The sequence below is a fragment of the Streptomyces sp. Q6 genome (assembly GCF_036967205.1).
Classification (GTDB): domain Bacteria; phylum Actinomycetota; class Actinomycetes; order Streptomycetales; family Streptomycetaceae; genus Streptomyces; species Streptomyces citrinus.
The window spans coordinates 1,221,544-1,247,479 of the sequence record NZ_CP146022.1; the positions used below are offsets into that span (position 1 = coordinate 1,221,544).

At 71.7% G+C, this 25,936-nt stretch carries 26 protein-coding genes and 2 pseudogenes; 12 read left to right on the top strand and 16 right to left on the bottom strand.

Annotated features, from left to right (window positions below):
• Positions 1-125: 125 nt before the first annotated feature.
• The 4 genes from V2W30_RS05815 to V2W30_RS05830 all read right to left on the bottom strand — a co-directional run bounded on the left by V2W30_RS05815 (position 126) and on the right by V2W30_RS05830 (position 3,018).
• Positions 126-893, bottom strand: a complete 768-nt coding sequence (locus V2W30_RS05815) for an SDR family oxidoreductase (protein ID WP_338694185.1) — start codon at positions 891-893, stop codon at positions 126-128.
• A gap of 17 nt (positions 894-910) precedes the next feature.
• Complete coding sequence (gene fabG, locus V2W30_RS05820) at positions 911-1,672, bottom strand: 3-oxoacyl-ACP reductase FabG (RefSeq protein ID WP_111663656.1); 762 nt, start codon at positions 1,670-1,672, stop codon at positions 911-913.
• 156 nt (positions 1,673-1,828) lie between these two features.
• Entirely contained in the window at positions 1,829-2,212 is a 384-nt protein-coding gene (locus V2W30_RS05825; protein ID WP_338694187.1) for a DUF3037 domain-containing protein, read from the bottom strand.
• Positions 2,209-3,018 (bottom strand): HipA family kinase, encoded by an 810-nt coding sequence (locus V2W30_RS05830; RefSeq protein WP_338694188.1) that lies wholly within the window; start codon positions 3,016-3,018, stop codon positions 2,209-2,211. The genes V2W30_RS05825 and V2W30_RS05830 overlap by 4 nt, the downstream gene beginning before the upstream one ends.
• 110 nt (positions 3,019-3,128) lie before the next feature.
• On the opposite strand from V2W30_RS05830, the gene V2W30_RS05835 reads away from it, so the two are divergent.
• On the top strand, positions 3,129-3,587 hold the full coding sequence (locus tag V2W30_RS05835) for a Rieske (2Fe-2S) protein (protein ID WP_338694189.1): 459 nt from the start codon (positions 3,129-3,131) through the stop codon (positions 3,585-3,587).
• On the opposite strand, the gene V2W30_RS05840 is transcribed toward V2W30_RS05835, so the two are convergent.
• The gene (locus V2W30_RS05840) at positions 3,574-4,230 is read right to left on the bottom strand and encodes a cysteine hydrolase (protein WP_338694191.1); all 657 of its coding nucleotides are present in this window, start codon (positions 4,228-4,230) and stop codon (positions 3,574-3,576) included. The genes V2W30_RS05835 and V2W30_RS05840 overlap by 14 nt on opposite strands.
• A gap of 120 nt (positions 4,231-4,350) precedes the next feature.
• Here V2W30_RS05840 and V2W30_RS05845 point away from each other — a divergent pair, with 120 nt between their 5' ends.
• Entirely contained in the window at positions 4,351-4,818 is a 468-nt protein-coding gene (locus V2W30_RS05845; protein WP_338694192.1) for a pyridoxamine 5'-phosphate oxidase family protein, read from the top strand.
• A 38-nt stretch (positions 4,819-4,856) separates the two neighbouring features.
• Here the strand turns inward: V2W30_RS05845 and V2W30_RS05850 are convergent, their stop codons facing one another.
• Positions 4,857-5,777 (bottom strand): LysR family transcriptional regulator, encoded by a 921-nt coding sequence (locus V2W30_RS05850; RefSeq protein ID WP_338694193.1) that lies wholly within the window; start codon positions 5,775-5,777, stop codon positions 4,857-4,859.
• 74 nt (positions 5,778-5,851) lie between these two features.
• Between V2W30_RS05850 and V2W30_RS05855 the strand changes: the two genes are divergently transcribed.
• Entirely contained in the window at positions 5,852-6,829 is a 978-nt protein-coding gene (locus tag V2W30_RS05855; protein WP_338694195.1) for a DMT family transporter, read from the top strand.
• Here V2W30_RS05855 and V2W30_RS05860 read toward each other — a convergent pair.
• Positions 6,820-8,150: pseudogene (locus V2W30_RS05860) on the bottom strand (aminotransferase class I/II-fold pyridoxal phosphate-dependent enzyme). The gene V2W30_RS05855 and the pseudogene V2W30_RS05860 sit on opposite strands and share 10 nt — an antisense overlap.
• A 37-nt stretch (positions 8,151-8,187) precedes the next feature.
• Between V2W30_RS05860 and V2W30_RS05865 the strand changes: the two are divergent.
• Both V2W30_RS05865 and V2W30_RS05870 read left to right on the top strand, forming a co-directional pair.
• Positions 8,188-8,898, top strand: coding sequence for a pyridoxamine 5'-phosphate oxidase family protein (locus V2W30_RS05865; protein WP_338694197.1), 711 nt, complete (start codon positions 8,188-8,190; stop codon positions 8,896-8,898).
• Positions 8,898-9,602, top strand: a complete 705-nt coding sequence (locus V2W30_RS05870; RefSeq protein WP_338694199.1) for an FMN-binding negative transcriptional regulator — start codon at positions 8,898-8,900, stop codon at positions 9,600-9,602. The genes V2W30_RS05865 and V2W30_RS05870 overlap by 1 nt, the downstream gene beginning before the upstream one ends.
• 83 nt (positions 9,603-9,685) lie before the next feature.
• On the opposite strand, the pseudogene V2W30_RS05875 reads toward V2W30_RS05870, so the two are convergent.
• The 3 genes and pseudogenes from V2W30_RS05875 to V2W30_RS05885 form a co-directional block, all read right to left on the bottom strand.
• Positions 9,686-10,644, bottom strand: a pseudogene (locus tag V2W30_RS05875) (DMT family transporter).
• Between the two features lie 261 nt (positions 10,645-10,905).
• Positions 10,906-11,928 (bottom strand): EamA family transporter, encoded by a 1,023-nt coding sequence (locus tag V2W30_RS05880; RefSeq protein WP_338694201.1) that lies wholly within the window; start codon positions 11,926-11,928, stop codon positions 10,906-10,908.
• 52 nt (positions 11,929-11,980) lie between these two features.
• Positions 11,981-12,523: a Clp protease N-terminal domain-containing protein gene (locus V2W30_RS05885; RefSeq protein ID WP_425244491.1), complete on the bottom strand. Its 543-nt coding sequence runs from the start codon at positions 12,521-12,523 to the stop codon at positions 11,981-11,983.
• Between the two features lie 199 nt (positions 12,524-12,722).
• Here V2W30_RS05885 and V2W30_RS05890 point away from each other — a divergent pair, with 199 nt between their 5' ends.
• Positions 12,723-12,911, top strand: a complete 189-nt coding sequence (locus V2W30_RS05890) for a hypothetical protein (RefSeq protein WP_338694203.1) — start codon at positions 12,723-12,725, stop codon at positions 12,909-12,911.
• Between the two features lie 158 nt (positions 12,912-13,069).
• On the top strand, positions 13,070-13,498 hold the full coding sequence (locus V2W30_RS05895; RefSeq protein ID WP_338694204.1) for a type II toxin-antitoxin system Rv0910 family toxin: 429 nt from the start codon (positions 13,070-13,072) through the stop codon (positions 13,496-13,498).
• A 108-nt stretch (positions 13,499-13,606) separates the two neighbouring features.
• On the opposite strand, the gene V2W30_RS05900 is transcribed toward V2W30_RS05895, so the two are convergent.
• Both V2W30_RS05900 and V2W30_RS05905 read right to left on the bottom strand, forming a co-directional pair.
• Positions 13,607-14,206 carry a PadR family transcriptional regulator gene (locus tag V2W30_RS05900; protein ID WP_338694205.1) on the bottom strand — a complete coding sequence of 200 codons (600 nt, stop codon included), beginning with the start codon at positions 14,204-14,206 and terminating at the stop codon, positions 13,607-13,609.
• Between the two features lie 213 nt (positions 14,207-14,419).
• A complete protein-coding gene (locus V2W30_RS05905) occupies positions 14,420-14,800 on the bottom strand; it encodes a tautomerase family protein (RefSeq protein ID WP_338694206.1) in 381 nt (126 codons plus the stop codon).
• Between the two features lie 63 nt (positions 14,801-14,863).
• On the opposite strand from V2W30_RS05905, the gene V2W30_RS05910 reads away from it, so the two are divergent.
• Positions 14,864-15,352 carry a helix-turn-helix domain-containing protein gene (locus tag V2W30_RS05910; RefSeq protein WP_338694208.1) on the top strand — a complete coding sequence of 163 codons (489 nt, stop codon included), beginning with the start codon at positions 14,864-14,866 and terminating at the stop codon, positions 15,350-15,352.
• Positions 15,353-15,503: 151 nt separating this feature from the next.
• Here V2W30_RS05910 and V2W30_RS05915 read toward each other — a convergent pair whose 3' ends face one another.
• A complete protein-coding gene (locus tag V2W30_RS05915; RefSeq protein WP_338694210.1) occupies positions 15,504-15,941 on the bottom strand; it encodes a GNAT family N-acetyltransferase in 438 nt (145 codons plus the stop codon).
• 116 nt (positions 15,942-16,057) lie between these two features.
• Between V2W30_RS05915 and V2W30_RS05920 the strand changes: the two genes are divergently transcribed.
• Positions 16,058-16,876 (top strand): PhzF family phenazine biosynthesis protein, encoded by an 819-nt coding sequence (locus V2W30_RS05920; protein WP_338694212.1) that lies wholly within the window; start codon positions 16,058-16,060, stop codon positions 16,874-16,876.
• Positions 16,877-16,920: 44 nt separating this feature from the next.
• Here the strand turns inward: V2W30_RS05920 and V2W30_RS05925 are convergent, their stop codons facing one another.
• The gene (locus tag V2W30_RS05925) at positions 16,921-17,721 is read right to left on the bottom strand and encodes a type II CAAX endopeptidase family protein (RefSeq protein WP_338694214.1); all 801 of its coding nucleotides are present in this window, start codon (positions 17,719-17,721) and stop codon (positions 16,921-16,923) included.
• A gap of 190 nt (positions 17,722-17,911) precedes the next feature.
• Here V2W30_RS05925 and V2W30_RS05930 point away from each other — a divergent pair, with 190 nt between their 5' ends.
• A complete protein-coding gene (locus V2W30_RS05930) occupies positions 17,912-19,684 on the top strand; it encodes a substrate-binding and VWA domain-containing protein (RefSeq protein ID WP_338694215.1) in 1,773 nt (590 codons plus the stop codon).
• A gap of 6 nt (positions 19,685-19,690) precedes the next feature.
• Here the strand turns inward: V2W30_RS05930 and V2W30_RS05935 are convergent, their stop codons facing one another.
• Entirely contained in the window at positions 19,691-21,211 is a 1,521-nt protein-coding gene (locus V2W30_RS05935; protein WP_338694216.1) for a glutamate--cysteine ligase, read from the bottom strand.
• Between the two features lie 520 nt (positions 21,212-21,731).
• Between V2W30_RS05935 and V2W30_RS05940 the strand changes: the two genes are divergently transcribed.
• Together V2W30_RS05940 and V2W30_RS05945 are read left to right on the top strand one after the other, a co-directional pair.
• Complete coding sequence (locus tag V2W30_RS05940) at positions 21,732-22,316, top strand: hypothetical protein (protein WP_338694217.1); 585 nt, start codon at positions 21,732-21,734, stop codon at positions 22,314-22,316.
• A gap of 348 nt (positions 22,317-22,664) precedes the next feature.
• Positions 22,665-22,865, top strand: coding sequence for a DUF5999 family protein (locus V2W30_RS05945; RefSeq protein ID WP_338703501.1), 201 nt, complete (start codon positions 22,665-22,667; stop codon positions 22,863-22,865).
• Positions 22,866-22,963: 98 nt separating this feature from the next.
• Here V2W30_RS05945 and gcvP read toward each other — a convergent pair whose 3' ends face one another.
• Complete coding sequence (gene gcvP, locus V2W30_RS05950; protein ID WP_338694218.1) at positions 22,964-25,849, bottom strand: aminomethyl-transferring glycine dehydrogenase; 2,886 nt, start codon at positions 25,847-25,849, stop codon at positions 22,964-22,966.
• Positions 25,850-25,936 lie beyond the last annotated feature (87 nt).

Here is a 25,936-nt window from a genome sequence, read left to right on the forward strand (position 1 = left end):
CTCCTCGATCGGCCTTGCCATGGATCGGCAGACCATATCGCAGTGCCCCGCCGGATCAACTCCCTGATCCGACGGGGCATTTGAGGTGCGCGGCGTTTGTCGTTCGACGCCCGAATTTCCCTCGGTCAGGCGACGCCCGCGTTGAGGAAGATGCCGCCGTCCACGACGAGCGTCTGCCCGGTGATCCAGTCGGACTGCGACGAGGTGAGGAACGCGGCGGCGCCGCCGATGTCCTCGGGCACGCCGAGCCGGCCCAGCGGGTAGGCGGCCGCGGCCTCGGCCTCGCGGCCCTCGTACAGGGCCTGGGCGAACTTGGTCTTCACGACGGCCGGGGCGATCGCGTTGACCCGTACCTTCGGCGCGAACTCGTGCGCCAGCTGGAGCGTGAGGTTGACCATGGCGGCCTTGCTCATGCCGTACGCGCCGATGAACGGCGAGGCGGAGACACCGGCCACGGACGCGATGTTCACGATCGCGCCGCCGTTGTCCCGCTGCCACGCCTTCCACGTCTGCTGGGCGAAGCCGAGCGCGGAGATCACGTTGGTCTCGAAGACCTTGCGCGCCACGTTCAGGTCGAGGTCGGCGATGGGGCCGAACACGGGGTTCGTACCGGCGTTGTTGACGAGGAAGTCGACGCGGCCGAACGCCTCCATGGTGCGCTCGACGGCGGTGGCCTGGTGCGCCTCGTCGTGCGCCTTGCCCGCCACATAGATGACGCGCTCGGAGCCGAGGGCCTCGACGGCCTCCTTCAGCGCGTCCTCGCCGCGCCCGGTGATGCAGACGCGGTCACCGCGCGCGACGAGGGCCTCGGCGATGCCGTAGCCGATGCCGCGGCTCGCGCCGGTGACGAGGGCGACGTCGCCGGAGAGGGGCGGAAGTTCGGTGGTGCTCATGTCGGTCTCCCCCGGCCCTAGTTGAGCGGTCCGCCGGCCACGTACATGACCTGGCCGGAGACGAAGCCGGCCGCTTCGCCCGTGAAGAAGGCGATGGCGTTGGCGATGTCCTCGGGGCGGCCCACGCGCTGCACCGGGATCTGCGTGGCGGCGGCGGCCTGGAACTCCTCGAAGCCCATGCCGACGCGCTCGGCCGTGGCGGCCGTCATGTCGGTGACGATGAAGCCGGGGGCGACGGAGTTGGCGGTGACGCCGAACTTGCCGAGCTCCTTGGCGAGGGTCTTGGTGAAGCCCTGGAGACCGGCCTTGGCGGCGGAGTAGTTGACCTGGCCGCGGTTGCCGAGCGCCGAGGACGACGAGAGGTTCACGATACGGCCGAACTTGGCGTCCACCATGTGCTTCTGGACGGCCTTCGACATCAGGAACGCGCCGCGCAGGTGCACGTTCATGACGGTGTCCCAGTCCAGGGCGCTCATCTTGAACAGCAGGTTGTCGCGGAGCACACCGGCGTTGTTGACCAGGATGGTCGGCGCGCCGAGCTCCTCGGCGATGCGCGCGACGGCGGCCTCGACCTGCGCCTCGTCGGATACGTCGCAGCCGACGGCAAGGGCCTTGCCACCGGCGGCGGTGATCTTCTCGACGGTGTCCTTGCAAGCGGCCTCGTCGAGGTCGATCACGGCGACGGCGCGGCCCTCTTCGGCCAGACGGATCGCGGTCGCGGCGCCGATGCCGCGCGCCGCTCCCGTGACGATCGCTACGCGCTGCTCAGTGGTGGACATGCTCTTCGGTCTCCTCGCCCTAGAGGTGCGGCCGCACCCCGGATGAGGTGAGCGACCGCTTAGTACCCTGTGCGGGTGACGCTAGAAGCCCTGGCACCCGGTGTCAACGTACCCACCGGGTGCCTCAGATCACTCGGCCGATCACTCGACGCGGGGTCAGCGCACCAGCAGGTCGAGCAGACGCTCCGCCTCGGCGGCCGGATCGGCGGTCAGACCGGTGTGCACGGGCCCCGGCTGCACCACGGTCGAGCGCGGCGCGACGAGCCACCTGTAACGCCGCCCGGCATCATCCGCACCGGCCTGACCTGCGGCTTCTCCCCCGGCACAGTGCCGCTCGACGGCGCCGAGCAGCGCGCGCACCCCGGCCACGTCGGCCTCGGGGTCGAGCGCGCGCAGCCGCGCCTCGTCGAGGTGGGTGAGCGCGGCGACGTAGGACCTGGCGCGGCAGTAGACGACCACGCCGGCATTCATCTGCTCGCCGCGCTCCACGCGCGGCACCACGCGCAGCAGCGCGTACTCGAAGACGTCGCGCTCGCTCATCGGCCCGCTCCCTGGATCCAGCCCGGCGCGCGCCGGTTCGGGGTCGCGTCGCGCTCCGGCAGCGTGACGCGCTCATGAATGGTGGCGGCGCGTTCGAGCAGCGTGTCGGCGTACGCGCGGCGCACCGCGTCCGGGTCGTCGAACCCGGGCTCGTCGACGAGCCACACGTCGGGCACGTCGGCGGCCGCCTCGGCGAGCAGCTCCGGGGTCACGCGCGGGGCGAGCTCGGCGGCAGCCGCGGCGATGTCGGGCCCGTACGGGGCGAGGGCGTGGTCGGTGGCGTCGTACGCCTTGCCCGCCCAGGCAGGGGCACCGCGCCAGTTGTGGTGCCAGATCATGGAGGCACCGTGGTCGATGAGCCACAGCTCGCCGTGCCAGACCAGCATGTTGGGGTTGCGCCAGGACCGGTCGACGTTGTTGATCAGCGCGTCGAACCAGACGATCCGGCCCGCCTCCAGCGGATCGACGGTGTACGCGAGCGGGTCGAAGCCGAGGGCGCGCGGCAGGAACCGCGTCCCGAGGTTGGTGCCGCCGCTCGCCTTGAGCAGTTCCTGGACCTCCGGGTCGGGTTCGCCGAGGCCGATGACCGGGTCGAGGTCGAGGGCGACGAGGTCCGGCACGCGCAACCCGAGGCGCCGGGCGAGCCGCCCGCAGATCACCTCGGCGACGAGCGTCTTGCGGCCCTGTCCGGCGCCGGTGAACTTCATGACGTACGAGGTGAGATCGTCGGCCTCGACCAGGCCGGGCAGCGATCCGCCCTCCCTCATTGGGGTGACATAACGGGTCGCCGTGACTTCGGTGAGCATGGGCCCAGGTTATGAGATCGCAGAGTTGTTGAACGTCACCGGATCACGGCACGTACGTAGAAGAAGCCCCCCACGGATCCAGGCACGGCCCATCGAAGGGAACGCACAGCATGACTGCTTCACAGGAGACCGCACCGCTCGGCCCCACGCCGTCCCGGCGCAGCGTCGTCGCGGCGGTCGGCGCCGTCGGGATCGCCGCGGCGCTCACCGCGTGCGGCAGCGGATCGGACGACGACACGTCGACGCCCGCGGGCGACGCTTCGTCGGGCGGCGGCGAGAAGGGACAGGAGCTCGCCAAGACCGCGGACATCCCGGAGGGCGGCGGAAAGATCTTCGCCGACGCGGGGGTCGTGGTCACGCAGCCGACGAAGGGGCAGTTCAAGGGCTTCACCAACATCTGCACGCACAAGCAGTGCCCGGTGACCAAGGTCGAGGACGGCACCATCAACTGCCCCTGTCACGGCAGCAAGTTCTCGATCGAGGACGGCAGCGTGAAGCACGGGCCGGCCACCCAGGGACTGGGCGAGAAGAAGATCACGACGAGCGGCGACTCGATCAGCCTCGCCTAGCCGCCGTCCGACGCGGCCGCTTCCACGCGGCCAGGACGTCCTGCGTCGTCGTGATCGTGGCGACCAGGGCGAGCGTGTTGCGGATCATCGCCGGGGTGTAGTCGGAGGGCACCCCGGCGATCGCGTCCCGCGGGACGGCGACGGTGTACCCCAGGTTCACGGCGTCGAACACCGCGTTCGGGATGGCCACGTTGGCGGAGACGCCGGTGACGAGCAGCGTGCGGCACCCGAGGTTGCGCAGCAGCGGGTCGACGTCGGTGCCCGCGATCGGGGACAGTCCGTGCAACCGCCGCACGACGAGGTCCTCGTCCGCGACCTCGATCGGCGGCGCGATCCGGACCGCCTTCGATCCGGACAACTGCTGTACGGGGAGGCGCTCGGCGGCACGGAAGAGGCGGCCGTTGCGATTGGCACCGCGTCCGTCGGGGCGGCGTTCGGCGACGGCGTGCATCACCTGCACCCCGCTCTCGTGGGCGGCGGTGACGAGCCGGGCCACCTGGGCGAGGGCACCCGACGACCGCGCCTCCTTGGCGAGTTCGGGGAGCGCGCTGTCGGTGCCGACGACGCCCTGCTGGCACTCGACGGTCAGCAGCACCGTGCGCGCCGGGTCGAGCAGCTCGGCCAGTTCCTCGTGCGACGGCATGACTCCCCCTGGGTGTCCGCGACTTCGGGGTGCTGGACACTAGCCACCATTGCGCGCGGACGGAAGAGGCCGCATGCTGCCTTTCTGACGCATCGTCACATCACGTACGAGGGAGCGCACATGGCCGACAGCCAGCGCCGGGGCCGGAAGATCATGATGTCGCCGCAGGAGCTGGACGCGTTCCTGGCCGAGCAACGCACCTGCCGCGTCGCCACGGTGTCACCGGACGGCACGCCGCACGTCACGCCGCTGTGGTTCCTGTGGGACGGGGAGTCACTGTGGCTCTACTCCCTCACCCGCAGCCGCCGCCTGGCCGACCTGCGGGCCGACGGGCGGGTGGCGGTGGTGGTCGACGCGGGCGAGGAGTACGGGGAGCTGCGCGGTGTCGAGCTGACCGGGCGCGTGGAGTTCGTCGGGGAGTCCCCGCGCACGGGCGCGCCGTGCCCCGAACTCGACGGCCCCGAGAAGCAGTTCGCGCGGAAGAACTTCGGGATGTCCGAGATGGTGTACGACGGCCGGCACGCGTGGGCGCGGCTGACGCCGGACAAGATCGCGTCGTGGGACTTCAGGAAGCTCGCGGGGCTGTAGGTCGGCGTCGAGCCCCGAAAGCGGACCCGAGGAAGGTCTCAGGCGGGCCCCGCCACCCGCCCCAGGTCCGCCCCCACCTTCTGCAACGCCTCGACCGCGGCCCTGATCGACGGCCGCCGGTCGGCGTCCGCGCGCCAGACGACGTACACATGCCGCCGCACCTGCTGCCGGACGGGGACGGTCACCACACCTTCCGGCACCGGGTCGCGGCCGAGCAGCGGCGCCACGCACACGCCCAGTCCGGCCGCCACCAGGCCGAGTTGGGTGTGGGTCTCGGCGGCACGGTGGCCGACCTGCGGTTCGACGCCCTTGGCACGCAGGGTGAACAGCAGCCACTCGTGGCAGAACTCGCCCTCGCCCCAGGTGATCCACTCGTCGTCCGCGAAGTCCTCCAGGCCGACCTCGGCGCGACCCGCGAGCGGGTGGCCGACGGACATGGCGACGTCGGCGGGGTCGTCCATGATGCTCGCCTTGGCCAGGCCGTCGGGCAGCGGCATCGGCTTGTTGTACCAGTCCAGGACCACCGCCAGGTCGAGGTCGCCGCGCATCACCCCGGCGACGCCGGCCTCCGGCTCCAACTCCTGCGAGCGCACGCGCAGCTGGGGATGCGCGCGGCGCAGCGCGGCCAGCGCTTCGGGGAACAGTCCGCGCGCGGCCGTCGGGAACGCGGAGAGCCGCAGCTCCCCCACGACCTGCCCGCGCTGGGCCTCCAGGTCGGCCTGGGCCAGCTCGACCTGCGACAGGATCCGCGCGGAGTGCTCGGCGAGCAGCCGTCCCGCGTCGGTGAGCCGTACGCCGCGCCCGTGTTTGGCGAGCAGCTGCTGGCCCGCCTCGCGCTCCAGCTTGGACATCTGCTGCGAGACGGCGGACGTCGTGACGTGCAGCGCCTCGGCGGCGCCGCTGACCGATCCGTACCGGGCGAGCGCGTCGAGGACGCGCAGCCGCTCCAGATTCAACATGTAAGCGATACTAAGCGATACCGCACAAGAAATCTCGCTTGTGCTACGAGGAGGGCGGGCCGCACGCTGACCCCATGAGCACCGTCATCGCGCCCCGCGGCAGCACACCGACCCCCACCGACACCACGACCGGCACACTCCCCCGCCGCACGCTCGACTGGCGGCTGCGCTTCGGCGTGCTCGCCCTCATCTGGGGCTTCAGCTTTCTGCTCATCAAGGTGGGCACGGACGGCTACGCGCCGCTCCAGGTGACGTTCGGGCGGCTGCTGTTCGGCACGATGGTGGTCGCGGCGGCGATGGCCGTGAAGCGCGAGCGCCTCCCGCGCGGAGCCCGCACCTGGGGGCACCTGACGGTCGCGGCACTGCTGCTCAACGCCCTCCCGTTCTCGCTGTTCGCCTTCGCCGAGGAGTCGATCCCCTCGACGCTGGCCGGCATCTGCAACGCGACCTCCCCGCTGTGGGGCATGGCGCTCTCCCTGGTCGCCCTCTCGGAGGACCGGCCGACCCGGCGCAGGGTCGCGGGTCTGGGCCTCGGCTTCCTGGGTGTCCTGACGGTCCTGGGCGTCTGGCAGGGCTTCCACGGACTGGACGTGACGGGCACGGCGCTGGCTCTGCTCGCCTCGTTCTGCTACCCGGTCGGCTGGATCTACGTCCGGCGCACGCTGGCGGGCACCGGCAACGCGCACCTGTCGATGATCGGCGCCCAGCTCCTGCTCGCGACGGCCCAACTGGCCTTCGTCACACCGCTGTTCACGCCCTGGCCGCACCACTTCGCCGCCGTCCCGCTGCTGGCGATCGCCGCCCTGGGCACGCTCGGCACCGGCCTGGCGTTCCTCATCCAGTACGGACTGGTGGCCGAGGTCGGTCCGACGACGGCGCAGATGGTCACGTACTTCGTCCCGGTCATCGCGACCGGCGCGGGCGTCGCCGTGCTCGGTGAGTCGCTGAGCTGGTCGACACCGATCGGCGCGGTGATCATCCTGGCGGGCGCGGCGCTCACCCAGTCCCGGCCGCGCGCCCGCAGGACCTCGGGAACGGCACCTCAGGCGTAGTGCCGCACCGGCGCCGGGCCGGTGGCGGACGCGACGGCGTCGGCCACCGGCCCGATGTCGTCCATCCCCAGACGTGACACGGTGACGCGCACACCGGGCCCCGCGTTCATCCGGAACCGGGCCCCCGGCGCGACCGCCCACCCCGCGTGCAGCAGCCGCGCCACCGCGCCGGTCTCGTCCGGCACCGGGATCCACACGTTCATACCGCTGCGCCCGTGCGCCTCGACGCCCCGCTCGGCCAGCGCCGCGACAAGGGCGTCGCGCCGCTTCCCGTACGAGGCCGCGACCGCCGGGGCGTGCACGGCGCCGCTCGCCCACAGCCCGGCGACCGCCCGCTGCACGATGCGGCTGATCCAGCCGGGCCCGAGCCGCTGCCGGCCGCGCACCCGGTCGACGGTGTCGGCGTCGCCGGTGAGCACGGCGAGCCGCAGATCGGGCCCGTACGCCTTGGCCACGGAGCGCACGAACGCCCAGTGCCGCGTGACCCCGCCCAGCGGACACAGCGGCAGATCGACGATGCCGTGCCCGTGGTCGTCCTCGACGAGCAGGACGTCCGGGTGCGCGGCGAGGACCGTGCGCAGGGCCTTCGCCCGTGCCGCGCTCACCGCGGCGCCGGTCGGGTTCTGCGCCCGGTCGGTCACCACCAGCGCCCGCGCCCCTCGCGCAGCGCCCGCTCCACGTCGTCCGGCAGCGGCCCGTCGTCGTCCACGCCGACCGGCACGAGCCGCAGGCCGAGCGCGGGCACGAGGTCGAGCATGCTGCCCCACCCCGGGTCCTCGACGGCGACCGCGTCGCCCGCCTTGAGATGCACCGCGAGCACCCGCTCGATCGCGTCGAGCGATCCGGACGCCACGGCGACCGGCCCCGCGGGCACCCCGTCGGCGTCGAACCCGGCCCGCGCGCGGCGCACCAGCTCCGGCTCCAGGGAGTCGTGCCCGTACAGCACCGGCTCCCGGTCGGCGACGGTCGCGGCGGCCGTGAACGCCTCCACGAGCGAGGGCAGCAGCGCGATGTCGGGGTTCCCGTCGGACACGTCCCGTACGCCCGGCGGGACATCCACCCGGATGTGCTCGCGCGCCGTCGTCGCCGGTTTCGGACGGACGCGACTGCCGCGCCGCCCGGCCGTCTCGATGACCCCGCGCTCCCGCAGGGTCCGGTACGCGGCCGCGACAGTGTTGGGATTCACCCCCAGGCGCTCGGCCAACTCCCGCATCGGCGGCAGCAGTTGTCCCGGCTCCAGGCCACCGTCGGCCACCGCACGCTCGACGCTCGCGGAAATCTCTGCTGCGCGACGCCCATTGATCGGATACTCTCCTAGCACAAAGCAGAGTTTGCACTAATACAATGGAGTTCGCAACATGAGTGTCGCCCCGGAGCCGACGACCACCGCCGCCGAAGCCGCGCCGACGAGCGGCAGCACCTCGTACGCGCCCACCGAGCGCACGGTGCCGACCCGCTCCAAGGAACGCGCCGCGTACGACAAGGACCTGGTGCACGCGATACTCGACGAGGCGTACGTCTGCCATCTCGGGTTCGTGCGCGACGGCGCCCCGGTCGTGCTGCCGACGCTGTACGGGCGGGTGGGCGAGCGGCTCTACGTGCACGGCTCGACGGGCTCGCGGCCGCTGCGGATGGCCGGGCAGCGGGACCCGGGCCTCGCGGTCTGCCTCACGGTGACGCACGTGGACGGCCTGGTCCTCGCCCGGTCGGCGTTCCACCACTCCATCAACTACCGCTCCGTCGTGATCCACGGGACGGCGCACCAGGTCACCGACCCGCAGGAGAAGCGGCTCGCCCTGGACGCGCTGGTCGACCACGTGGTGCCGGGCCGGTCCGCCGACTCCCGGCCCGCCAACGCGAAGGAGCTCGCGGCGACGGCCGTGCTCAGCCTCGACCTCGCGGAGGTCTCGGCGAAGCTGCGCACCGGCGGCGTGAACGACGAGCCCGAGGACCTCGACCTGCCGCACTGGGCCGGTGTGGTCCCGCTCCAGCGCGGCCACGGCCCGCTGATCCCGGACGCCGACCTGGCCGACGGCATCGAGGTCCCCGCCTACCTGCGGAACCTGTGATGCTGATCCACCCCTGGGACGCCGCGCGCGACGCCGCCGAGTGGCAACAGTGGCTCGCCGCGCACGACTTCGGGCAGCTCGCGGTGAACGGCCTGCCGGGCGAGCCGCCCTTCGTCCAGCCCCTGCACTTCGCGTACGACCCGTCGGCGGGCGGCGGCCCCGGGGCGGATGCCGGGTCCGCTCCCAGGTCGGGGTCCGATCCCGGCTCCGGCTCCGGTCTCGGCGAGGTCGTCGCGCACCTGGCCCGCCCCAACCCGCTGTGGCCCGCGCTCGCCGCGAACCCCGAGGTCCTGCTCAGCGTCGTCGACGACTACGCGTTCGTGCCGGGCCCCTGGCAGGCGCCGCCCGGCATCCCTGCCGAGCACGGGACGCCGACCAGCGTCTACGCCGCGGTCCAACTCCGGTGCACCGCCCAGGTGGTGGACGACCCGGAGCTGAAGGCCGAGCTCCTGAACCGCCAGGTCCGCCACTTCCAGGAGCCGGGCGTCTCGGCCCAGGCCGCCCCCGGCGAAGCCCCGTACGGCCGCCTGCTCCCGGGCATCCGCGTCCTGCGCCTCCAGGTGACCGACGTACGGGCCAAGTTCAAGTACGCGGGCCACAAGCCGGACGAGGTCCAGGACCGCATCGCGCAGGGTCTCGCCGAGCGCGGTGACCCGCGCGACGCCGGCGCCCTGGCGATGCAGCGGCGGCGCCGGACCGCATAGCACCGGCCGTCACCCTCCCGGCTGCCCCACGACGCCCTGCCGTCCTTCGGAGGACGGCGGGGCGGGTGACGACGGCCGGCGGGTCAGCCGGTGGACCGGGCCTCCGCCACGGCGAGGCCCGCCACCGCGGCCAGCATCAGGAGCGTGCCCACCACGGTCGCCACCGTGAGCCGCTCGCCCAGCAGCGTGACGGCGATGGCGGCCGCGCCGACCGGTTCGAGCAGCATGATCACGGACACGGTGGCGGAGCGCACGACAGCCGCGCCCGCGAAGTACAGGGCGTAGGCGAGGGCGGTCGGCACGGACGTGACGTACACGAGCAGCGTCAGCGTCTCCAGGACCTGGTCCGTGTGGGCCACCAGCCCCTCCGCCGCTCCGAACGGCAACAGCGCGAGGGAGGCGACCGCGAACGTGCCCACGGTCGTGCCGAGTCGGTCGCCGGACCGCCCGTGACGCCCGAACCAGCGGGTGAGCAGGGTCATCACGGCGTATCCGGCCGCGGACACGGCGGCCCACGCGATCCCCACCGGCTCGACGGTCGCGCCTCCGCCGCCGAGGACGAGCACGGCGAGCCCGGCGAGCGCGCCGCCGACGGCGACCAGGCCGCCGGCACCGAGCCGCTCCCCATCAGGAACCGGGCGCCGACCGCGATGAGGACCGGTCCCGCGCCCAGCGTGACCACGGTGGCGACAGCGAGCCCGGTCGCGCCGACCGCGGCGAAGTAAGCGGTCTGGAACACGGCGAGCGCGAGCCCGAGCACGCTCAGCCGAACGGCCGCGCGCCCCCGGTTCCCCGTCCCGCGGTCCGGGGTGACCTGGGGTGCCGCGGTGAACGGACGCCGCAGAAGCCGCGCCACGAGAAGGAGCACGAGCCCGCCCGCGCACCGCCAGAACGACAGGGCGGCGGGCCCGAGGTCGCTCACGCGGAACACCAGCGAGGCGGCGGCGCCCGCGGTGCCCCAGGCGAGACCGGCGACGATCAGGTACGACAGGCCGCGCGCGACGGGCAGTTCGGGCGCGGCGGGAAGAGTGACAGCGGGCACGGCGGAGCCGGCCGAGACAGCATTCGACACGTGGTTCTCCACGGAGTGGGCCCCGCGCGGACGGCGGGGGCCGGGGACACGGACGGTCGTCGGCGGACAGCCGCGTCCCACCCGGGGAGATCGCACTCACTCCACCGGGGCACCGACGGCCCGCGGCGGGCCCCGGCGGGCCGGTCGTCAGAGGACGACCGGCACCCGTCCGGGTCCGCTCAGCGGACCGGCGGGGAAAGGATCAGCCGACACGCATGCATGATCGGCACCCTAGACCGCGCCGCCGGAACGCGACAACGCGGTTTCGGGCGAGGCATCGACCGGCCCGCCGGGCGGCTGCGCGGACTTCGACGTCTTCGACGACTGCGCGATGAACGCCCCGACCAGCACGACCGCTCCGCCGAACAACTGCGGCGCCGACAGGTGCTCCCCCAGCAGGACCCAGGCGAGCACGGTCGCGATGACCGCCTCCAGACAGGCCACGACCCCGGCCACCTGCGGCGACAGCTTCCGCACCGACACCACTCCGGTGATGTACGCGACGACCGTGGCGAGCAGGACGATCCAGCACAGCAGCAGCCAGGCCGGCACCGACGTGCCGTTCATCGAGGCGCTGCCCGCGAGCACCGACCACTCCATGCCCCAGGGCCGTGCGATGACGGTGAGCACGACGGCGCCGATCAGCAGCCCGTACGCGATGACGCCGAGCGGGTCCGGCACCTCGCCCCCACGGGACCCGGCGTCGCTGCCCTGGTCGGACAGGACGAAGTAGCCGACCTGGCAGCAGGCGGCGCCGAGCGCGAGCAGCAGTCCGAGCACGTCGAAGCTGAGCCCGGACCACACCTCGACCACGCAGGCGAGACCGCCGACGGCGAGGACGACCCCGAGCGCGGCGGCCCGCGTCACCGGCTTGCGCTGCACGAACCGGACCCAGCCGAGGACGAGCGCGGGCGCCAGGTACTCGATGAGCAGGGCGACGCCGACGGGGATGCGGGAGATCGCCGCGAAGTAGCAGGCCTGCACACCGGCGACGGCGAGCAGTCCGAACCCGGCGAGCAGCAGCGGCCTGCGGCGCACCAGGGCGCGGTGCCGCCAGGCGACGGGCAGCATGACGAGCGCGGCGCCCGCGACCCGCAGCCACACCACGTAGAGGGAGTCGAGCCCCGCTTCGATCAGCGGTTTCGCGGCCACCCCCGAACCGCCGAAGGCGAGGGCGGAGACCAGGGCGAGCCCCAGTCCGAAGCCGCGACCGCCGGTTTCCTGATTCTCCTGAGACCCCTTTGACCCCTGCACCGGCACATCATGACAGGGCGAGTCAGGAGCGTCACCCCCGATGACCCCTGTCTCACCAGATGGAACCGCATCCGTCGTGGGACGGGTCGAGCCGCTGCCGCAATTGCCCCACATCGACCCCGGCCCGGCCGAGCACCTCGACGGCCCGGCACTCCACGTCGTCCGCGAGCGCCGCCAGCACGTCCACGCCGCGGGCAGGCCCGTCGCCGCGGAGCACGGCCCGCTCGGCGCCCGCCTCCATCGCCGCGGCGGCGACGGGCGACCAGCCCGGGGCGCCCCGCACGACGGGAACGGCGCCGGAGTCCTCGACAGCGCCCTGCCACTGCAACCCGTAGCCGATGCTGCGCTGCACGAGATAGCCGAGCAGCTTGGCGACCTGCCCGCCGTCGGCGAAGGCGTCGCGCACCTCGGGATCGGTCTCCAGGAGGGAGTGCAGCAGGTGGGCGGTGTCGATCTGCCGGTCCCCGTCGCGCACCGCTCGGCGCCGGGCCCCCGCGACCACCAGCGCCAGCTCGTCGGTCAGCGGCACGCCGAGTGGCTCTTCTTCGCGGGTACGGCCGTGCGCGGACGCGTCCGACGGGGTAGGGCTTTGCACGTACCCCACCTCATCAGGTCGGATCCACCCGAACATCCCCGCGGGGAAGCATCTTCGCGTCCGACACAGGGTGGGCACGGGTGGACGGTTCCTCCTCCTTACGGATGAGATCACGCCGATCTTCCCCGGTGGGCGCGCGCCGACTTGTCCTGCGCCCCGCACGCAACCGCGACCCCCGCACCGATCGTCCGTCACAGACATGGAGAGCAGGTGCTGGCTCGTGGCCCTGCCCGCGATCGACGGCCGGTGTTACGTGTACCGCGTGTACGCCCCGGACGACGCGTTGCCCGCCGACCTGTTCTGGGAGGCCTGGCACTGCCACGACGAGGGGCCGTACCCGCGCGCGTACGACCTCTTCGACGCCGCGGAGATCGAGCGCGTGGGCTGAGGCCGGGCACCCGCCATTCCTGACGGTTCATCAGTATTGAATGTTCGAGGTTCTACGGCTACGTTCCGCGACGAAGTGACACCGGGCTTTCGATACAGGTCCCGACACGGGTCTCGATACGGGTCTCGACACGGCTCTCGACACAAAGGGGTGGCCGCATGGCCGAAGTCAGCGCGGAAGCACGCATCGACGCGCCCACCGAGAAGGTCTGGGCGACGCTCACCGACTTCTCCCGGTACGGGGAGTGGAACGCCACCCACACGAACTTCCCCCAGGGCGCCCCGACCTCGCTCGAAGCCGGCGGCCGGTTCGAGGAGAACATGAAGCTGATGGGCTTTCCGGCCGAGGTCACCTGGACCGTCGAGGACCTGGAAGCCGCCCGCACCCTCGCGATCAGGGGCAAGGGCCCGATGGGTGTGAACGTCGGCACCCGCTACACACTCACACCGGACGGCGAGGCCACGACGGTCCGCATCGACGGCGAGTTCACCGGCGCGGCGGTCTCCCTGATGGCGGGCAAGCTCAAGGACTCGGCGACAGCGGCGCTCAACGAGTCACTGCGCAAACTGAACGGCCTGGTCACCTGACCCACCGCGCGGAGCGACCCACCGCCGTACGCACACGAAGAGGCGCCCCGCACCTGTCGTGCGGGGCGCCTCTTCCGCGCTCTGTGACCTGGTCGAGCCCCCACGGGCTCAGTCCTCGTCGGCGAGGATCAGGTACAGCTTCTTGCGCGCGTCGGTGATGACGGAGAGCGCCTTCTCGCGCTGCTCCTTGCTCCCGGTCTTCCAGACCTGCCCGAACGCCTCCATCAGACCGAAGCCGGCCTGCCGGATCTCGTTCATGGCGTCCCAGTCGACGCCGCGCCCGGCCTCCTCCCAAGGAGCCTCGGGCCCCTCTTCGGCGGCGGTGCGCCCGGCGTCGGTGAGCGAGAAGAGCTTCTTGCCGCCCTCGCTGGCACTGACGATCAGGCCCTCGTCCTCGAGCAGCTGGAGCGTCGGGTAGACCGAGCCGGGGCTCGGCTTCCACGCGCCGCTGCTGCGCTCGGCGATCTCCTGGATCATTTCGTAGCCGTGCATCGAGCGGTCCTTCAGCAGGGCCAGGATCGAGGCACGCACGTCACCGCGCCGCGCCCGACCGCGAGGCCCACCGCCGCCGCGGCCGCGCCCGCCCCAGGGGCCACCGCCGGGCCCGAAGCCGCCCGGTCCGAACGGTCCGAACGCGGCGCGCCGTCCCTCCGGCCCAGGTCCGTGGTGTCCATGTCCATGTCCGTGGTCGTATCCATGGGTACGCATAGGAATCAGTCCTTTCATGACTGTCCGCGGCGATCCACAACGGATCGCCAACATCGTTGACCGCGATCATTGACCGATCGCGATGCCTCAACGATATATCGGGACAGCTCGCCTGACAACCCCCTTCCGACCTGCCCTGATGCCCCGCCCCACACCATCGCGTCGCTCCTCGACGACTCGAGTCGCCCGAGCCCGCCCGGCCGACACGCGCGATCACACGGCGAGGACACCGCCGACGAAGGTGCGCTCCGGCGGCGACGCCACGAGTTCGACCGTGACCCCGGCACGGAGGTCGTCGCCGACGACGCGCGTGATCGCGTCGGTGAGCCCGGCACCGAGACGCGCGGTGATCCGGGCGGCGTCGGGGCGGTCGAAGACGCCGGCGCGGAGGCCCAGGACCACCGAGACGGTCGTGTCCACGACCTTGCCGCCCTGCGCGAAGCGGCCTGCGGGGACTCCGGACAGGCGGACGTTGACGAGGTCGCGGGCCCATGCGCCGTAGACCTCGACCACGGCGTCGGTCAGTGCGGCGACGAGCGCGGGTTCGTTCCCGGCCAGCCTGCCTTCTGGAAGGTGAACGGTCAGATGCGGCATAGTGGACCTCGCTCCCTTTGAATGCAAAGCCTTTGTTATTAAAGGTATCCGGAAGAGGTCCCCATGTCCACGGAATCGGACGGCCCAGCCGTCGATGAGGCCGTCCGCACCCTGCTGTTGCTGATGCCACGGCTCGTGGGCCGCGCCAAGCGCCTGCCCCTACCTCCCGCGCTCCAGGGCCTGGACCTGGCACCGCGGCACCTCTCGCTCCTGGCCCACCTGGAGTACGACGGCCCCACCAGCGTCAACGAACTGGCCGCTCGGCTGGAGGTGGCCCCCACGACCGTCAGTCTCATGGTCAGCGATCTGTCACGGCCGGGCGTGCTGCACCGCACCGCCGATCCCGACGACCGCCGCCGCCGCATCATCGCCATCGCCCCCGCCTACGCCGCACCGATCGCCGAATGGCTTTCCGGCAGCGCCTCTGCCTGGGAACGCGTCATGCGCGGCCTCGGTCCCGCGCAACGCGCCACAGTCGTCAACGCCCTGCACGCCTACGAGGCGGCCTTGGAGCAGACGGGCGACGAGCATCGGAACGCGCAGCCGCGTTAGCGGGCCGAGACCGGTGCCCCTCGAACCGGGATCGGCGCCACGGTTCTCGGTCCCGCAGCCGCACCCGCGGGGCAGTCGGCGCCGCGAGACGGCAGCGTCGGACGCCACGGCGACGGCAGCGGCCACGTTCGCCGCGACCTGACGGCCGCGGCTACCGCTCGAACGAAAAGCGGTACACCTTCGAATCCCGGCTCCGGAACCCGAGACGCTCGTACAGTCGGTTCGCCGCGGCCCGTTCCGGCCGTGAGGTGAGATCGACCGTGCGGGCACCCGCCTCCCGCGCGATCCGCAACGCCTCCTGGGTGAGCAGTCCCGCGACGCCCTGGCCGCGCGCCGCGCCGTCGACGACCACGTCCTCGACACGCGCCCGCGTCCCCGACGCCAGCGGCAGCAGCACCAGAGTCAGCGTCCCGACGATGCCGTCCGGCGTCCGGGCGACGAGCAGCGTATGGGCCTCGTACGACACCAGGCGCGCGACGGCCTCGTGATCGAGCGGCTTCGCCGACGAGGACAACTGCGGCAGCAACCTGCCGAGGGCGTCGACGAGTTCCTGGTGGACTTCCCTGACGATCTCCACATGTACGGTCATCCAGGGACCCTATCCACGGGGCGCGACCGGGCCCGGCACCGGTGACGCGAGCAGGGGGCCGGCGACACCGAATTGGCCTTGGCGCGCGCTCGGCGCTCTCAACTACCGTCTCCGACATGCGCATTCGTATCGTCGACGCCTTCAGTGACCGTCCCTTCGCCGGCAACCCCGCGGGCGTCCTGCTCTTCGACGCCCCGCCCGCTTTCCCCGACGACGCCTGGCTGCTCGACGTCGCCATGGAGGTCCATCACGCCGAGACGGCCTTCGCCCACCCGCTGCCCGAAGGCGGCGACGCCGACTGGGCGCTGCGCTGGTTCACGCCCGCCACCGAGGTCGACATGTGCGGCCACGGCACGCTCGCCGCCGCGCACGTGCTCCACTCCACGGGGACGACGAAGGGCCCCGTCCGGTTCGCCACCCGCAGCGGCGTCCTCGTGTCCACCCCGAACGAGGACGGTTCGCTCACCCTCGACTTCCCCACGGCCCCGCTGACCGAGGAGCCGGTGCCGGACGGCCTCGCGGACGTGCTCGGCGCGCGGCCGCTCTCCGTCCACGACACCGGCCGCTCGGTCGGTGACCTGCTGGTCGAGCTGCCCGACGAGCGGACGGTGCGGGCGCTGGCCCCGGACCTCAAGGCCCTGGCCGCGCGCTTCGAACGCGGCATCATCGCCACGGCCCCCGCCGAGGACCCCGGCCGGGGCTACGACTTCGTCTCCCGCTGCTTCTTCCCGCGCATCGGCATCGACGAGGACCCGGTGACCGGCAGCGCGCACACCGCCCTCGCCCCCTTCTGGGCCGGCCGCCTGGGCCGCACCGACCTCACGGGCCTACAGGCATCGGCCCGCACCGGCCTGGTCCGCGTGGCGCTGCGCGGCGACCGCACCCAGCTCACCGGCAGCGCCGTCACGGTCATCGAGGGCGAGCTGAACGCCTAACCCCCGCCAGATCAGAACGCGCAGCACGCTCAGGGCGCCTCCCCCTACGCGGTGGGCAGCCAGTCCACCTTCCCGGCGAGCAGCGCGTATCCGACGAACGCCCCGATGTCCAAGAGAGAATGGGCCACCACCAGTGGCCCGACCCGCCCCCACCGCCGGTACAGGTAGGCGAAGACGACGCCCATCGCGAGGTTCCCGAAGAACCCGCCGATGCCCTGGTACAGGTGGTACGAGCCGCGCAGCACGGACGACGCGACGAGCGCGGAGCCCGGCGTCCACCCCAACTGCCCCAGCCGGCGCAGCAGATACGCGACGACGATGACCTCTTCCAGTACGGCGTTCTGCACCGCCGAGAGGATGAGCACCGGGTACTTCCACCACACGTCGGGGAGCGCTTCCGGCACCACGGTCAGATTGAAGCCCAGGCCCCGGGCCGCCAGGTAGAACGCGATCCCGGTACTGCCGATGACGGCCGCGACCGCGGCGCCGCGCGCCCCGTCGAACCAGGGCCGCGTCCGGTCGAAGCCGATCGTGCGCAGGCTCTCGCCCTCCCGCAGCAGGAAGTGCGCGACGAGCGCGACGGGCACGAGCGCGCTCGCGATCCCGAACAGTTGCCATGCGAGATCCAGCCAGGGACGCCCGGGCGCCGCCGACGCGTTGAGGGTCGCGGCCTGGTCCTTCAGACCCCCCGGTTTGGTGACCGATCCGACAAAGCTGATCAGCGCGGACACTCCGCTCGCACCGAGCGACAGCCCCAGTACGAGCAGCGTCTCGTCCCGCAGAAATCGTCGTGAGAGCCGCTCATGGGGATAAGAACCGGCCACCGACCCCGCCTCCACCTGCACACCTGACTCCAGTTCAGTAATCCCGTCTCATCCCTCACGCCGCCCCGCTAGGGTCTCGAATGCAGGTACGAAGATCGCGCGCGACAGGCCGAGGGGGACGGCGCGCCGCAGTCCGGCGCACCGCACTCCCTCCCATGCTTCACCGCTTATATCGCAACTGCCTTTATGGCTCAGGGAGGGCACCACCGCCATGGGACGTCACAGCAGCATGCCCGACGAGTACGGAGCGGCCGCGGCCGACCCCCGTCCCCGGTCCCGGGGACGCGCCGTGGCCATCGCGACGGCCCTCGTCCTCGTCATCGCGGCGGGCACGGCCCTGGCGGTGCGCAGCGATCTGCTCGACCTCGGCAGCTCCTGCGAGGACGACGTCGAGATCGATCTCGTCGCCTCGCCCGACATCGCACCCGCCCTGCGCGACGCCGCCACCCAGGCCCGCCGCGAGCAGATCACCTCGGACGGCGGCTGCCTCGACGTGAACGTCGTCGCGCGCGACGCGTACAAGGTCGCCGACACCTTGCGCGCGGGCAAGGGCCACCCGGACTTCCAGGCGTGGGTACCGGATTCGAGCATCTGGCTCCAGCGGGTGACGCAGAACGCCAAGGCCACCGAGGTCACCACGGCCGGGAACGTCGCCTCGTCGCCGATCGGCGTCGGCATGGTGCCGTCGGCCGCCAAGTCCTTCGGCTGGCCCGACAAGACGTACGGCTGGACCCAGCTGACCGGCGCGACCATGCGGGAGGACCAGCTGCGGCTCGGTGCCGCCGACCCGGCCCGCAGCGCCACCGGCCTGCTCGCGCTGACCAAACTGGCGACGGCCGCGCAGAAGTCGGGCGACAAGGACGGCACCCAGGCCGCCGCCCTCGCGAAGGTCCTCTCGCAGCGGACGTCCGACAGCGACAGCCAGTTGATGGACACGGTGGCCCGCGACTCGTCCGGCACCGAGGAGGGCAACCCCCGGCGCAACGAGGCGCTGATCCTCTCCGAGCAGGCCGCGTTCACGCACAACGCCGACGTCGGCGACGCCGGCGAGCTCGACCTCTTCTATCCGAAGGACGGCTCTCCCGCCCTCGACTACCCGCTCACGCTGGTCGACGAGCCCGGCCTGAGCACCGACGAGAGCCGGGCGGTCGTCCGCTTCATGACGCTGCTCACCGCGCGCGAGGGCCGCTCGATCCTGGAGAAGCACGGCTTCCGCACCGACGGCGGCGCCTCGCCCGAGGCGGTCGCCGCGCAGGCCGGCGGCCGCACCCCGCAGCCGTACGCGGACCCCACCTCGGAACCGGCCGCCGACGAGCAGATCGAGCAGACCCTCGGTATGTGGACGATCACGGTGCAGAGCGCCCGGATCACCACGGTCGTGGACGCCTCGGCGTCCATGTCCAATCCGGTGCCGGGGAGCGGCGAGTCCCGGATGGAGGTGACCAAGGCCTCGATGCTGGCGGCCCTGTCGACGTTCACGCCGGAGGACGAGATCGGCCTGTGGGAGTTCTCGACGCTCCTCGACGGCAGCCGCGACTACAAGAAGCTCGTGCCGACCCAGCGCCTCGGCGACCGCAAGGGCTCCGGCACCGTACGCGACCGCCTCTCCGCGGCGTTCACCGGACTCCAGCCGGTGCCGGGCGGCGCGACGGGCCTGTACGACACGACGCTCGCCGCCTACAAGGAGGCCACGTCGTCGTACCGGGGCGGCAAGTTCAACGCGGTCGTGGTGGTCACCGACGGTGTCAACGAGGACCCCGGGTCGGTCTCCCGCTCCAGCCTCCTCTCCCAGCTGGCCGCGCTCTCCGACGCGGAGCACCCGGTGCCGCTCATCGCGATCGCCGTCGGCCCGGACACCGACAAGGACGAGATCGAGCAGATCGCCGAGGCCACCGGCGGGTCGGGGCACCAGGTCACCGACCCCGCCGACATCCAGAAGGTGATCCTGAAGGCGATCATCGAGGCCGGCGCCAAGTCCAACTGACCCCGCTCAGCCCAGCGGCACCGCCGGCGCCGGCAGCCCCACGGGCCAGGTGTGCACAGGCTCGCCGACATGCATCAGCTCGCAGTACCGGCGCGTGGTCGCCGCGAGCGCCGCGTCGCGCGCCAGTCCGCTGTCCAGGGCCCGGTGGTACGTCGCCGCCTGCCACGCCGCGCCGTTGGTGCGCAGCCGGCAGCGCTCCTCGATCACGCCCAAGTAGTGGTCGCGGTCGGCGGGTTCGACGCCCCAGGCGTCCAGGCCCGCCGCCGCGAGCGGCAGCAGCTCGTCCCGTACGAGGGCGACGGCCTGCACCTGCTCGGTCCCGCCGAACCGGCCCCGGCGCGGCCACTCCAGGCGCGCGTCGATGCCGTACCGGCAGGCCGCGTCGAAGTTGCGGGCGGCCGCGTCGAAGGAGAGTCGTGACCACACGGGCCGCGCGTCCTCCGCGAGCGCCCGTACGAGCCCGTAGTAGAAGGCGGTGTTGGCGATGACGTCGGTGACGGTGGGGCCCGCGGGCAGCACGCGGTTCTCCACGCGCAGGTGCGGGACGCCGTCGGCGATGCCGTAGACGGGCCGGTTCCAGCGGTACACCGTGCCGTTGTGCAGCACGAGTTCGGCGAGGCTGGGAATGCCGCCCGCGTCCAGGACGTCGAGCGGCTGCTCCTCGTCGAGGATCGGGAGCAGCGGCGGGAAGTACCGCAGATTCTCCTCGAAGAGGTCGTACGCCGACTCGATCCACCGCTCTCCGAACCAGGTGCGTGGCCGCACGCCCTGCGCCTGCAATTCGGGCGGCCGGGTGTCCGTGGACTGCTGGAACAGCGGCGGCCTCGACTCGCGCCACAGCTCGCGTCCGAACAGGAACGGGGCGTTGGCGCCCACCGCTATCTGCACCGCGGCCACGGCCTGCGCAGCGTTCCACACATCCGCGAACCGGCCCGGCGTCACCTGGAGATGCAACTGCACCGACGTGCACGCCGCTTCGGGCGCGATCGACGAGGACGTGCAGGTCAGCCGCTCCACACCGTCGATGTCGAGCAGGAAGTCCTCGCCGCGCGCGGCGACGATCTGATCGTTGAGCAGGGTGTAGCGGTCGACGGCCGACAGGTTCGCCGAGACGAGGTCGTCCTTGCCGAGCGTCGGCAGAATGCCGATCATCACGATTCCCGCATCGACCTCATTGGCCTTGCGGTGCGCATAGCCGAGCCCGGTGCGCAACTCCTCGGCGAGCTGGTCGAGAACACGGCCGCCGAGCCGGTGCGGGGCGATATTCACTTCGAGATTGAACATCGCGAGTTCCGTCTGGAAATCCCGGCTCGCGATGCGCTCGAGAACTTCGGCATTCATCATTCTCGGCATCCCGTCGGGCCCGGCGAGATTCAGCTCGATCTCCAGGCCCATGAGATTCTGGGGCCGGTCGAAGCGCTTCTCGTCCAACAGCCGCTCCAGCCCCGTCAGACACTCCTTCAGCTTCTTCCGGTAGCTCCGGCGGTCGGCCAGGTCCACCGCGCCCGCAACGACCTTCTCCCCCATGGAAGCGTCCCTCCTCGCACGGGCAGCCCGCTGATCCGGCCGCATGTCACGGTGGATGATGCCCAGGCAATGTGATCGATAACGCCCCGCACGGGCCGACGGGGCAGTACGCTCAAGGCAGTTACCCTGCGGCACATTCCTTAGGCATGCGGCAGCTCGCAGATTCACGGCACACACATCTGGTGAAAAACGCCGACAAGTATCGGCCGACCGCTCGATCGAAAGACTCCGAGGTCACGAGCGGGACGTCCACAGGAAATCCGCACAATGCCTGCATACCGTCACGCGAACGACGGCCGAATAGCACCTTGCCGAAACAGCTGAGCCTGCTAGACGAAACACTGTGTGAACAGGTGTCGTATAAACTCCGCGGACGAGACAGAGAGTTGGCGCCCGCGGCCGAGGCCCCCGCCCCCTCTGGCCCGCGTACCCCATGTGCATTGCGCAGCTGACAGCGCCGTCCGCTCGTCCCGCACCGCCCTCGCACCACGTGCCTGTCGAATGAGAGAGGCGACCCACCATGCCGCTGCATGTCCCTCCGGCTCCCGCGCCTGCCCTCCGCACGGTCCTCACGGCCCTCGGTTCCCCCACCGCCGTCCGCGAGGCACGCACCCCGTCCCTGCGCTCCGCGCAGGGCCCCGCAAGCCCCGAACTCCCGCTTCCCGTCCATGTGTTGGACCGGATCACCGAGAGCACCGGCCCCTCGCGCGCCCGCCTCACCGGCTGGCGTTTCCTGATCCGCTGCGGGGACCGTGCCGTGGCCGCGGCCGACACCATGCTCACGCCCGACGGCTGGGCCTTCTCGCACTTCTTCGAAGGCCCTTACGTCACGTCCACCGAGCGGGCGCTCCGGCAGGCGGAGTCCCTCACGAAGCCGTACCAGCCCCGGCTGCTCTCGGTGCCCGAGCTCTACATGCTCACCCTGTGGCTGCACGGCGACATCACGGCCGACGCCGCCGGCGGCCATCCGGCGGCCGACGACATCCTGGTCCCGCTCGCTCCCGCGCCACCCGGCATCGCCGCCCACCGTCCGCACCGGGTGTCCGAGCTGCTCCCGGTCCTCACGCACCGACTGACGCCCGCCCGGGCCACTCTGCTGGCCTGACGCGACCGGAGGATGAGGCCCGGGGGGATCCGGGCGATCCAGACCTGTGCCCCGCGCCGTCCGCCGTCCGGTCGCGGGGCACAGCCGTGCCCATCCGGACTAGCCCGGTCCGGCCACCCCGAACCACCCGAAGGGGCAGTGCAGTTCGGCTGAACCGTCCGCACGGGTGACGCGTCTCCATCCTGTGAGGACCGCTGCAACGAAATCCCTGCGGATTGACGCCCACAGGGCAACACTGGGTTCCGGACCGACTGAAAACGGGGGGCGGCCATGAACACCACACCGAGCCGCAGCACAGACGCCATCGCATCCATCACCGGCATCACTTCACAGCGAAAGAACCTCTCCATGTGCCAGCACCAGCCGCCGTGTCCGACAGCCGATTCCGCGGACAGGGAAGCCGCCTTGCCTGTGGCTCATCACCCGGAGCAGGGCTGGAGCCTCCTGTGCAACGGGGTCCTGCTCTTCGAGGACACCGGCGAGCTGCTGCCCAACGGCACGATCATCGCGCCGCACCGCCCACTGAGCCCCGTGGTCACGGCGGCCTAGAGGCACCTGCGAAGGCGTGAGCCGGTATCGACGTACGGCTCCGCCGCGGCTGCGCGACCAGCCATGACGCTCGGCCGGTCGCGCACCCACCTCGAACCTCAGCCCTCGTACGCGTCCATGGGCGGGCACGAGCAGACCAGGTTGCGGTCACCGAAGGCCTGGTCGATGCGGCGCACCGGCGGCCAGTACTTGTCGGACGCAGCCACACCCGCCGGGAAGACAGCCTCTTCCCGGCTGTACGCGTGCTCCCAGTCACCGCCGAGCATCCCGGCCGTGTGCGGAGCGTTGCGCAGCGGGTTGTCGTCCGCCGGCCACTGACCCGCGGCGACCTTCTCGATCTCCCCGCGGATGGCGATCATCGCCTCGCAGAACCGGTCGAGCTCGCCGATGTCCTCGCTCTCGGTCGGCTCGATCATCAGCGTCCCCGCCACCGGGAACGACATGGTCGGCGCGTGGAACCCGTAGTCGATGAGCCGCTTGGCGATGTCGTCGACGCTGACCCCGGTCGCCTTGCTGATCGGCCGCAGATCGATGATGCACTCGTGCGCGACGAGACCGCCGGGACCGGTGTACAGCACCGGGAAGTGCGGCTCGAGCCGCTTGGCGATGTAGTTGGCGGAGAGCACGGCGACCTGCGTCGCCCGCTTCAGGCCCTCGCCGCCCATGAGACGTACGTACGCCCAGGAGATCGGCAGGATGCCGGCGGAGCCCCACGGCGCCGCGGAGATCGGGCCGACACCCGTCTCGGGTCCCGCGGCCGGCTGGAGCGGGTGGTTCGGCAGGTACGGCGCCAGGTGCTCGCGCACACCGACCGGACCGACGCCGGGACCGCCGCCGCCGTGCGGGATGCAGAACGTCTTGTGCAGGTTCAGGTGCGAGACGTCGCCACCGAAGTGTCCCGGCTTGGCGAGGCCCACCAGGGCGTTCAGGTTCGCGCCGTCCACGTAGACCTGACCGCCGGCGTCGTGCACGGCAGCGCAGATGTCGGCGACGTGCTCCTCGAACACACCGTGCGTCGACGGGTACGTGATCATGAGGACGGCCAGCTGGTCGGCGTACTGCTCGATCTTGGCGCGCAGGTCCTCGACGTCGATCTCGCCGTCGTCGGCCGTCTTCACCACGACGACCTTCATCCCGGCCATCACGGCACTGGCGGCGTTGGTGCCGTGCGCCGAGGACGGGATGAGGCACACGGTCCGCTGCTCGTCGCCGTTGGCCCGGTGGTAGCCGCGCACCGCGAGCAGACCGGCCAGTTCGCCCTGCGACCCGGCGTTCGGCTGGAGCGACACCTTGTCGTAGCCGGTGACCTCGGCGAGCCGCTCCTCCAGCTCCTTGATGAGCGTGAGGTAGCCCTGCGCCTGCTCGGCCGGCACGAAGGGGTGCAGCTGACCGAACTCGGGCCAGGTGACCGGCTCCATCTCCGTCGTCGCGTTGAGCTTCATCGTGCACGAGCCCAGCGGGATCATGCCGCGGTCGAGCGCGTAGTCGCGGTCCGCGAGACGGCGCAGGTAGCGCAGCATCGCCGTCTCGGAGCGGTACTGATGGAAGACCGGGTGGGCCAGGTACTCGTCCGTGCGCAGCAGTCCGTCCGGCAGCGCCTCGGCGACCTCGGCGTCCAGCGTCTCGATGTCCGCCTCGACACCGAACGCGTCCCAGACGACGGCCAGTTGGGCCCGCGTGGTCGTCTCGTCGCAGGCGACCGACACCTGGTCGGCGTCGACCAGGTGCAGGTTGACGCCGGCCTCGCGGGCGGCGCTCACGACCGCCGCGGCCCTGCCGGGCACCCGCACGGTGAGCGTGTCGAAGTACGCGCCGTGCACGACCTCGACACCGCCCGCGGTCAGACCGGCGGCGAGCAGGTTGGCGTACCGGTGCGTGCGCCGCGCGATGGACTTCAGACCCTCGGGCCCGTGGTACACGGCGTACATGCCGGCCATGACGGCGAGCAGCACCTGGGCCGTACAGATGTTGCTGGTCGCCTTCTCGCGACGGATGTGCTGCTCACGGGTCTGGAGGGCGAGGCGGTACGCCTTGTTCCCGTCCGCGTCCACGGAGACACCCACGAGCCGCCCGGGCAGCGACCGCGCGAACTTCTCGCGCACCGCCATGTAACCGGCGTGCGGTCCGCCGAAGCCCATCGGCACACCGAAGCGCTGCGTCGTACCGACGGCGATGTCCGCGCCGAGTTCGCCGGGAGAGGTCAGCAACGTGAGAGCGAGAAGGTCAGCGGCGACGGTGACCACGGCGCCCAGCTCGTGCGCCTGGTCGATGACGGGCTTGATGTCCCGCACGGCACCCGAGGCACCCGGGTACTGCACGAGCACACCCACGACACCGCGCTCGGCGACCTCGGCCGGGATGCCGTCGCTCAGGTCGGCGACGACGATCTCGACACCGGTCGGCTCGGCGCGCGTCTCGATCACGGCGATGGTCTGCGGCAGGGCATCGGCGTCGACGACGTAGACACCGTTCTTGACCTTGCCGATGCGCCGGGACAGGGCCATGGCCTCGGCGGCGGCCGTGCCCTCGTCGAGCAGGGAGGCACCGGAGGTCGGCAGGCCGGTCAGCTCGGCGACCATCGTCTGGAAGTTCAGCAGCGCCTCGAGACGGCCCTGCGAGATCTCCGGCTGGTACGGCGTGTAGGCCGTGTACCAGGACGGGTTCTCCATCACGTTGCGCAGGATGACGGGCGGCGTGAACGTGCCGTAGTAGCCGAGCCCGATCATGGACCCGAGCACCTGGTTGCGATCGGCGAGGGACCGCAGCTCGGCCAGGACCTCGGCCTCGCTGCGCGCACCGGGAAGCCGCAGGGCCTCGGCGCTCTTGATCACGTCCGGCACCGCGGCGGCCGTCAGCTCGTCGAGCGAGCCGTAGCCGACCTGCGCGAGCATCTTGGCCTGCGCGGCATCATCCGGACCGATATGGCGCTGCTCGAAGGGGATTCCCTGCTCCAACTGGGAGAGCGGAATACGGTTGGCGGTCATGACGGAGGCCTCCTGGTCATTGCGACCTGCGAGGGGCACCACGGCGCGGGTACCCGGACGGCCTCCCCCTCTGTCATCTCAACCTGA

Excerpts from the sequence above, each read along its gene's own strand:
- V2W30_RS05815 (WP_338694185.1), bottom strand. The coding sequence starts at position 893 with ATGAGCACCACCGAACTTCCGCCCCTCTCCGGCGACGTCGCCCTCGTC.
- fabG (WP_111663656.1), bottom strand. The coding sequence starts at position 1,672 with ATGTCCACCACTGAGCAGCGCGTAGCGATCGTCACGGGAGCGGCGCGC.
- V2W30_RS05825 (WP_338694187.1), bottom strand. The coding sequence starts at position 2,212 with ATGAGCGAGCGCGACGTCTTCGAGTACGCGCTGCTGCGCGTGGTGCCG.
- V2W30_RS05830 (WP_338694188.1), bottom strand. The coding sequence starts at position 3,018 with ATGCTCACCGAAGTCACGGCGACCCGTTATGTCACCCCAATGAGGGAG.
- V2W30_RS05835 (WP_338694189.1), top strand. The coding sequence starts at position 3,129 with ATGACTGCTTCACAGGAGACCGCACCGCTCGGCCCCACGCCGTCCCGG.
- V2W30_RS05840 (WP_338694191.1), bottom strand. The coding sequence starts at position 4,230 with ATGCCGTCGCACGAGGAACTGGCCGAGCTGCTCGACCCGGCGCGCACG.
- V2W30_RS05845 (WP_338694192.1), top strand. The coding sequence starts at position 4,351 with ATGGCCGACAGCCAGCGCCGGGGCCGGAAGATCATGATGTCGCCGCAG.
- V2W30_RS05850 (WP_338694193.1), bottom strand. The coding sequence starts at position 5,777 with ATGTTGAATCTGGAGCGGCTGCGCGTCCTCGACGCGCTCGCCCGGTAC.
- V2W30_RS05855 (WP_338694195.1), top strand. The coding sequence starts at position 5,852 with ATGAGCACCGTCATCGCGCCCCGCGGCAGCACACCGACCCCCACCGAC.
- V2W30_RS05865 (WP_338694197.1), top strand. The coding sequence starts at position 8,188 with ATGAGTGTCGCCCCGGAGCCGACGACCACCGCCGCCGAAGCCGCGCCG.
- V2W30_RS05870 (WP_338694199.1), top strand. The coding sequence starts at position 8,898 with ATGCTGATCCACCCCTGGGACGCCGCGCGCGACGCCGCCGAGTGGCAA.
- V2W30_RS05890 (WP_338694203.1), top strand. The coding sequence starts at position 12,723 with ATGGAGAGCAGGTGCTGGCTCGTGGCCCTGCCCGCGATCGACGGCCGG.
- V2W30_RS05895 (WP_338694204.1), top strand. The coding sequence starts at position 13,070 with ATGGCCGAAGTCAGCGCGGAAGCACGCATCGACGCGCCCACCGAGAAG.
- V2W30_RS05900 (WP_338694205.1), bottom strand. The coding sequence starts at position 14,206 with ATGCGTACCCATGGATACGACCACGGACATGGACATGGACACCACGGA.
- V2W30_RS05905 (WP_338694206.1), bottom strand. The coding sequence starts at position 14,800 with ATGCCGCATCTGACCGTTCACCTTCCAGAAGGCAGGCTGGCCGGGAAC.
- V2W30_RS05910 (WP_338694208.1), top strand. The coding sequence starts at position 14,864 with ATGTCCACGGAATCGGACGGCCCAGCCGTCGATGAGGCCGTCCGCACC.
- V2W30_RS05915 (WP_338694210.1), bottom strand. The coding sequence starts at position 15,941 with ATGACCGTACATGTGGAGATCGTCAGGGAAGTCCACCAGGAACTCGTC.
- V2W30_RS05920 (WP_338694212.1), top strand. The coding sequence starts at position 16,058 with ATGCGCATTCGTATCGTCGACGCCTTCAGTGACCGTCCCTTCGCCGGC.
- V2W30_RS05930 (WP_338694215.1), top strand. The coding sequence starts at position 17,912 with ATGGGACGTCACAGCAGCATGCCCGACGAGTACGGAGCGGCCGCGGCC.
- V2W30_RS05935 (WP_338694216.1), bottom strand. The coding sequence starts at position 21,211 with ATGGGGGAGAAGGTCGTTGCGGGCGCGGTGGACCTGGCCGACCGCCGG.
- V2W30_RS05940 (WP_338694217.1), top strand. The coding sequence starts at position 21,732 with ATGCCGCTGCATGTCCCTCCGGCTCCCGCGCCTGCCCTCCGCACGGTC.
- V2W30_RS05945 (WP_338703501.1), top strand. The coding sequence starts at position 22,665 with ATGTGCCAGCACCAGCCGCCGTGTCCGACAGCCGATTCCGCGGACAGG.
- gcvP (WP_338694218.1), bottom strand. The coding sequence starts at position 25,849 with ATGACCGCCAACCGTATTCCGCTCTCCCAGTTGGAGCAGGGAATCCCC.